A 5,684-nucleotide genomic window follows, 5' to 3' on the forward strand; every position below is an offset into this window, starting at 1 on the left:
GGCGGCGCCGCCGCCCCCCCCCCGGGGCCCCCGCCGCCGACGCGTTCCGAGCGATAAGGTCGGCCCGCATCCACCGGATCCCCCGGATCCACGGGCCCAGAGGCATCCGCCCGACCACCGGCCAGGGAGCGAACCGTGCTGATCAACCACGACACCCGGTGCGCCCTCGACGCCGTCGTCGATCTGGTGAACACCGCGGCGGAGGGCGAGGAGCCCGACGCCCTCCCGGATGTCGCCGCGCTGCGCCGCTTCGTCGAGCGCAATGTGATCAGCGATGTGGGCGCGCTCGAGGACCGGGACCTGGCAGCCGTACGGTCCGTGCGCGCACGCTTCACCGAGGTCTTCGCCACCGAGGATTCGCGCGCGGCGGCCGAGCTGCTCAACGTGATGATCGCCGCGGCTGGCACCACCCCCCGGCTGACCGACCACGACGGCTACGACTGGCATGTGCACTACTTCGCACCCGGTGCCTCCCTCGCCGACCACCTGGCGGCCGACGGGGGCATGGCGCTGGCCTTCCTGGTCGTCGCCGGGGAGCGGGAGCGGCTGCGGCGCTGTGACGCCCCGGACTGCCGACGTGCCTTCGTGGATCTGTCCCGGAACCGCTCCCGACGCTACTGCGACAGCCGGACCTGCGGGAACAGGCTGCATGTCGCCGCGTACCGGGCGCGCCGGCGGGAGGCCGAGGAGTGACGGCCCGGGCCCGGCGTCACCACGGGTAGAGATCGTAAAGGGCTGTGAACAGCAGCAGAGCGGCGATCACGGCGAGGAAGAGCATCAGCGGCGGCTGGGAGAGCGCAAAGAGGCAGCCCTGTGAATCGGCGGCGGTCTCCCCCACCCCGGAAGGCAGGGACGGGTCGGCGGCCTGGGAGGCGAGGTCGTCGTTCATCTCGCGCAGATAATCGCGCAGCGAGCACCCCCCGCCCGACCAACACGCCCACTCCACAGGGGACTTCGTCAGATTCCGTGCTTCTTGAGAATCTCCTCGATATCCTCGAAATCCTCTGTCCCGTCGTCGGAACCGGCCTTCGCGCGCGGCTTCGGCTGCGCCGTTCTCCGGCCAGAACCCAGCGATGGGGCCGACGCCCCCGGCGCCGCGGCGGGCCGCTGGACCGTATCGACCGCCCTGCTCCCCGTACGGCCCGCGCCGCGCCGCCCGGCGGCCCGCGCGACGACGAACAGCACCGCCGAGGTGGCCAGGACCGCGAAGCCCGCCCACACCGACGGCTTGAACACGAGGTCGGCGCCCCAGTCACCGACGGCGCGGCCGACCTTCTCGCCGAGTTCCGCCAGTCCCGCCATCGCCAGGCCCACGGGAATCAGCGCCACAGCCGCGATCCGGGTCGCGCGCAGATAGCGCCGCCGGTACGCGGTGAGGAACGCGACGGCCAGGCCCACGGCGGACAGCGCCACACATACGGTCGTGGTCAGCACCGTGTCCTCCCTCCGACGACAGTTACGGCCATCTCCACTCCCATCCCCGTGGAGGCGCAGCTTCCGCTTCCTCGCACGCTCTCCGGCGCCTCGTTCCCGCGCGTGCGTGTCCTCTCCATCCTGCCCCGCTGGGCGCCACGCGGGCCACGTCCTCAACGGACCCTCAGAGTGATCTCGGGGAGATCTCCGGGGTGCGGTCCTCCCCAGGTCCCAGTTCCTGCGCCACTGCCCGGGCTGGGAGACTGTCCCTCATGAGCCACACCGACCCCAGCCGCCCCGTCCTCGACGTCTGGTGCGAGCTGCAGTGCCCCGACTGCCGTGCCGCCCTGGAGGACCTGCGCGCGCTCCGCGCCCGCTACGGCGACGCGCTGGAGATCCGCTTTCGCCACTTCCCGCTGGAGAAGCACCGGCACGCCTACGCCGCCGCGCAGGCGGCCGAGGAGGCCATGGAGCAGGGCAAGGGCCGGCCGTACGTCGAGGCGGTGCTGGAGCGTACGCAGGAGCTGGCCGCCCGGGGCGAGCCGCTGCTCATCGAGGTGGCCGGGGAACTGGGCCTGGACACCGAGGAGATGGACACCGCGCTCATCGACGGCCGGCATCTGCTGATCGTGGACGCCGACCAGGCGGAGGGCAAGGCGATCGGGGTGACGGGCACCCCGACGTATGTGATCGACGGCGAGCGGCTCGACGGCGGGAAGAGCCAACAGGGGCTCCGGGCCAGGATCGAGGAGATCGCCGACCGGCTGCTGGGCCGGGACTGACCCAGCCGAACCGTGCCCCGGGAAGGGTCGGCGCCGGTCAGATCAGGGGCTTGTACAGGTGGTGCCGAGTCGGCTCGTAGCCCAGCGACTCGTAGAGCCCGGTCGCCGGAGTGTTGTCCGCGAAGACGTTGAGGCCGAGCCTGTCACCGGCGCCCCGGCACTCCTGCTCGGCCAACAGCATCAGTGACCGGCCGTGCCCGTGCCCGCGGTGTGCCGCGGCGACCACGACGTCGAAGACGAAACCGTCGGCATCGTCGGGCAGCTCTTCCGCCAGGGAGAGCCAGAGCGTGCCCACGTCGGTGCCCCGGTGGGAGAGGACGCGCAGCACGGCGGCGAAGGTGTGGATTCCATCCGGAAGCTTCGTGGTGTGGTCGGCCTCCGACTTGGCCCGCGCCTGCTCCTCGGGGACGCCGCGGTCGATCCAGTGCTTGGCATACGCGCGTTTGGTGGCTTCGAGCCAGGCCGCGAACTCCGGCCCGTTCATCGGGCGGGCCTCGGTGTCCTCGGGGAGGGCGGGCGGCTGCTCCGGCAGTCGCTTGACCATGTTCCGGTTGCGCTCGGTGTAGCCGAGCGCGTCCGCCAGCCGCCTGGCGGCGACCGCGTCCGCGGGGATGCTCACCTCGACCCGGCGGCAGCCCCAGCCGCGCAGCACTTCCTCGGCGGCGAGCGCGGCGACGACGCCACGGCCGCGCCGCCGGTCCGCACCGTCGATCCGCAGGCCCAGGATGCGGCCCACGCCGGGGCCGAACCTGCTGTCCGTGGTCAGCTCGATCGCGCCGACGGGGCGGCTGTTGACGCAGACCTCGTAGTCACGGCCCCGCCGTCCCTCGGGACCGGGCTGTTCCGGCCCCGTGGGCCGCAGAGTGGTGGTCACCAAAGGTGTTGTACCGGCTCCGCGGCCCGGCGTCACCCGTTTTTGCCGCCGTGCGGGCTCAGCGCGGGTCGGTGTCGGCGGCCGACCGCTCGTCGAAGATGCGCATCGCCTTGGCGGTGACCGGGCCCGGACCGCCGGGCAGTTCACGCCGGTCCACCCGGTGAACGCCCTGAACGTCGCGGAGCGTTGAGGTCAGGAAGATCTCATCGGCCCGCTCCAGCACGTCCAGGGGCAGCTCGGTCTCCTGCGCTCCGGCCCAGTCCACGACGAGGGCACGGGTGATGCCGGCGAGGCAGCCCGAGGAGAGGGGCGGGGTGAACAGTTCGCCGTCGAGGACGACGAAGACATTGGAGCCGGTGCCCTCGCACAGTTGCCGGACGGTGTTGCCGAGCAGCGCTTCGGAGGCGCCGTGTTCCCGGGCGCGGGCGAGTGCCACGACATTCTCGGCGTACGAGGTGGTCTTGAGGCCGGCGACTGCGCCGCGCTCATTGCGGGTCCAGGGCACGGTCACGACGGCCGTGGTGTCGGGTCGCCTGGTGGTCTCGCCGAGCGCAACGACCAGGGTCGGCCGCTCGGTGCCACGGTCGGAACCGAGCGGGGAGAGCCCTCCGGTGTAGGTGATCCGCAGCCGGCCGAGCGGCATCGGGGCGGCCGCCATCACCTCCGCGCAGGCGTGGCGCACCTCGTCGTGGTCGGGCTCGGGCAGTCCGAGTCCCCTCGCCGAACGGGCCAGCCGTTCCACGTGGCGGGTCAGCGCGAAGGCCCGGCCGCCGACCGCCTTGATCGTCTCGAAGACGCCGTCACCGACCGTCAGCCCGTGGTCGAACACGGAAACCCGCGCCGCCTCGGCGTCCTGCAACGTCCCATCGAGCCAGATCTTCACCGCAGACTCCTCCGCTCTCCCGGTATCTACCCGACGCTACCTCGAGCAGCCGGGAAGCCTTCAGTTCCGTCTCGTCCCATTCGTGCTCGGGATCGGAGCCCCAGGTGATCCCGGCTCCCGTGCCGAAGCGCAGCAGCGGCGCGGCGCTGTCCGTCCGGTCGATCCAGAACGTACGGATGCCCACCGCCAGCTCGCCCGTACCGCGGTCCGCGTCGACCCAGCCGATGCCGCCGCAGTACGGACCGCGGGGCGCGGTCTCGAGCGACTCGATGATCCGCAGCGCACTGGACTTGGGCGCGCCACTGATCGATCCGGCAGGGAATGTTCCGGCGAGCAGCTCGGGCCAGCCCACGCCCTCGGCCAATTCGCCGCGCACGGTGGAGACCAGGTGCACCAGGCCCGGGTGCTTCTCGACCACGCACAGTTCGGGGACGGTCACCGAACCGGGGGCGCAGACGCGGCCCAGGTCGTTGCGGACCAGGTCCACGATCATCACGTTCTCGGCGTGGTCCTTCTCCAGCAGATCCGCGGGCGTCCGCGCGGTGCCCTTGATGGGCCCCGACTCGACGACGTGGCCGTCGCGGCGCAGAAAGAGCTCCGGCGAGGCGGTGGCGATCTCCACGCCGTGGGCGGGCAGCCGGACCGTACCGGCGTACGGCGCCGGATTGCCGCGAGCCAGCAGGGCGGTCAGCGCGTCGACATCGGCCTCGCCCCCGGCCGGGCCGAGCAGCGGCGCGGACAGAATTCGGCAGAGATTGACCTGGTAGACGTCGCCCGCCGCGATGTGCTCGCGTATACGCCGGACGCCCGCGGTGTACGCGGCCCGGTCGAGGGAGGACGTCCAGTCGCCGGCCGCCGGGCCGCGCCAGGCCCCGGCCGGGAGTACGGGCACCGGCTCGCGCCGTACGTCCCCGAAGCGCGCGCAGACCAGGCCCCCCTCGAAGTCGGCGGCCACCGCCCAGAAGCCGGCGGAGTCCAGGGCTGCGGGGTCGCTGGTGACGTCCCGCAGGTCAGCGGCGACACATCCGCCGAAGCGGGCCATAGCGGCGAGGTCATGCACGGCTGCGAGTCTATGGCGGGTACCTCCCGCGGCCTGCTGCGTGGGCCGCTCCGGCCGCCCCGGGCCGGTGAGCACCGCAGCACGCTGGGGAAACGGAATTTGAGCTGGCTCAGGAATCCGCTAGAGTTCAACACGTCGCCGGGATGCGGAAGCAGCCCGGAGCACGGCATCTGCGGACGTGGCTCAGTTGGTAGAGCATCACCTTGCCAAGGTGAGGGTCGCGAGTTCGAATCTCGTCGTCCGCTCGATGGGGGCCAGCGCCCCCACGCTGGTGGAGTGGCCGAGAGGCGAGGCAACGGCCTGCAAAGCCGTCTACACGGGTTCAAATCCCGTCTCCACCTCGGACGATTAGCTCAGCGGGAGAGCGCTTCCCTGACACGGAAGAGGTCACTGGTTCAATCCCAGTATCGTCCACTGGGTCCGCGAGGACCTCTGCATCATCTGCGGCGCCCGGGGGCCGGCACCGCACACCACCCGCGCGATTAGCTCAGCGGGAGAGCGCTTCCCTGACACGGAAGAGGTCACTGGTTCAATCCCAGTATCGCGCACGCAGTGCTGCACCACCGAGGACGATTAGCTCAGCGGGAGAGCGCTTCCCTGACACGGAAGAGGTCACTGGTTCAATCCCAGTATCGTCCACACCGAAAAGCCGAGGGCCGGAGCTGATGCTCC

General features: G+C 71.5%; 7 protein-coding genes and 5 tRNA genes. 7 read left to right on the top strand and 5 right to left on the bottom strand.

Annotation, left to right across the window (positions count from 1 at the left end; all coding sequences use genetic code 11):
- The first annotated feature begins 135 nt into the window (after window positions 1-135).
- Window positions 136-693 carry a CGNR zinc finger domain-containing protein gene (locus tag ABZW18_RS34010; RefSeq protein ID WP_356195201.1) on the top strand — a complete coding sequence of 186 codons (558 nt, stop codon included), beginning with the start codon at window positions 136-138 and terminating at the stop codon, window positions 691-693.
- 16 nt (window positions 694-709) lie between these two features.
- Here the strand turns inward: ABZW18_RS34010 and ABZW18_RS34015 are convergent, their stop codons facing one another.
- Both ABZW18_RS34015 and ABZW18_RS34020 read right to left on the bottom strand, forming a co-directional pair.
- The gene (locus tag ABZW18_RS34015; protein WP_356195219.1) at window positions 710-889 is read right to left on the bottom strand and encodes a hypothetical protein; all 180 of its coding nucleotides are present in this window, start codon (window positions 887-889) and stop codon (window positions 710-712) included.
- Between the two features lie 68 nt (window positions 890-957).
- Window positions 958-1,434, bottom strand: coding sequence for a hypothetical protein (locus tag ABZW18_RS34020; protein WP_356195204.1), 477 nt, complete (start codon window positions 1,432-1,434; stop codon window positions 958-960).
- A 251-nt stretch (window positions 1,435-1,685) separates the two neighbouring features.
- Here ABZW18_RS34020 and ABZW18_RS34025 point away from each other — a divergent pair, with 251 nt between their 5' ends.
- Window positions 1,686-2,195: a DsbA family protein gene (locus ABZW18_RS34025; protein ID WP_356195207.1), complete on the top strand. Its 510-nt coding sequence runs from the start codon at window positions 1,686-1,688 to the stop codon at window positions 2,193-2,195.
- Between the two features lie 37 nt (window positions 2,196-2,232).
- Here the strand turns inward: ABZW18_RS34025 and ABZW18_RS34030 are convergent, their stop codons facing one another.
- From ABZW18_RS34030 to ABZW18_RS34040, 3 genes are read right to left on the bottom strand one after another with little or no spacing between them, the layout of a single operon-like run.
- On the bottom strand, window positions 2,233-3,069 hold the full coding sequence (locus tag ABZW18_RS34030) for a GNAT family N-acetyltransferase (RefSeq protein WP_356195210.1): 837 nt from the start codon (window positions 3,067-3,069) through the stop codon (window positions 2,233-2,235).
- A gap of 58 nt (window positions 3,070-3,127) precedes the next feature.
- Window positions 3,128-3,952, bottom strand: coding sequence for an aminodeoxychorismate lyase (locus ABZW18_RS34035; RefSeq protein WP_356195213.1), 825 nt, complete (start codon window positions 3,950-3,952; stop codon window positions 3,128-3,130).
- Entirely contained in the window at window positions 3,870-5,012 is a 1,143-nt protein-coding gene (locus tag ABZW18_RS34040) for a chorismate-binding protein (protein ID WP_356195216.1), read from the bottom strand. Before ABZW18_RS34040 ends, ABZW18_RS34035 begins: the two co-directional genes overlap by 83 nt.
- Before the next feature lie 172 nt (window positions 5,013-5,184).
- Here ABZW18_RS34040 and ABZW18_RS34045 point away from each other — a divergent pair.
- From ABZW18_RS34045 to ABZW18_RS34065, 5 genes are all read left to right on the top strand, one after another.
- Window positions 5,185-5,257: transfer RNA gene (locus ABZW18_RS34045), tRNA-Gly, on the top strand.
- 25 nt (window positions 5,258-5,282) lie between these two features.
- Window positions 5,283-5,353: transfer RNA gene (locus ABZW18_RS34050), tRNA-Cys, on the top strand.
- Between the two features lies 1 nt (window position 5,354).
- Window positions 5,355-5,426, top strand: a tRNA-Val gene (locus tag ABZW18_RS34055).
- Window positions 5,427-5,488: 62 nt separating this feature from the next.
- Window positions 5,489-5,560 (top strand) — tRNA-Val (locus ABZW18_RS34060).
- Window positions 5,561-5,579: 19 nt separating this feature from the next.
- Window positions 5,580-5,651: transfer RNA gene (locus tag ABZW18_RS34065), tRNA-Val, on the top strand.
- The last annotated feature ends 33 nt before the right edge of the window (window positions 5,652-5,684 follow it).

The organism is Streptomyces sp. NPDC004647, assembly GCF_040609575.1.
Classification (GTDB): Bacteria; Actinomycetota; Actinomycetes; order Streptomycetales; family Streptomycetaceae; genus Streptomyces.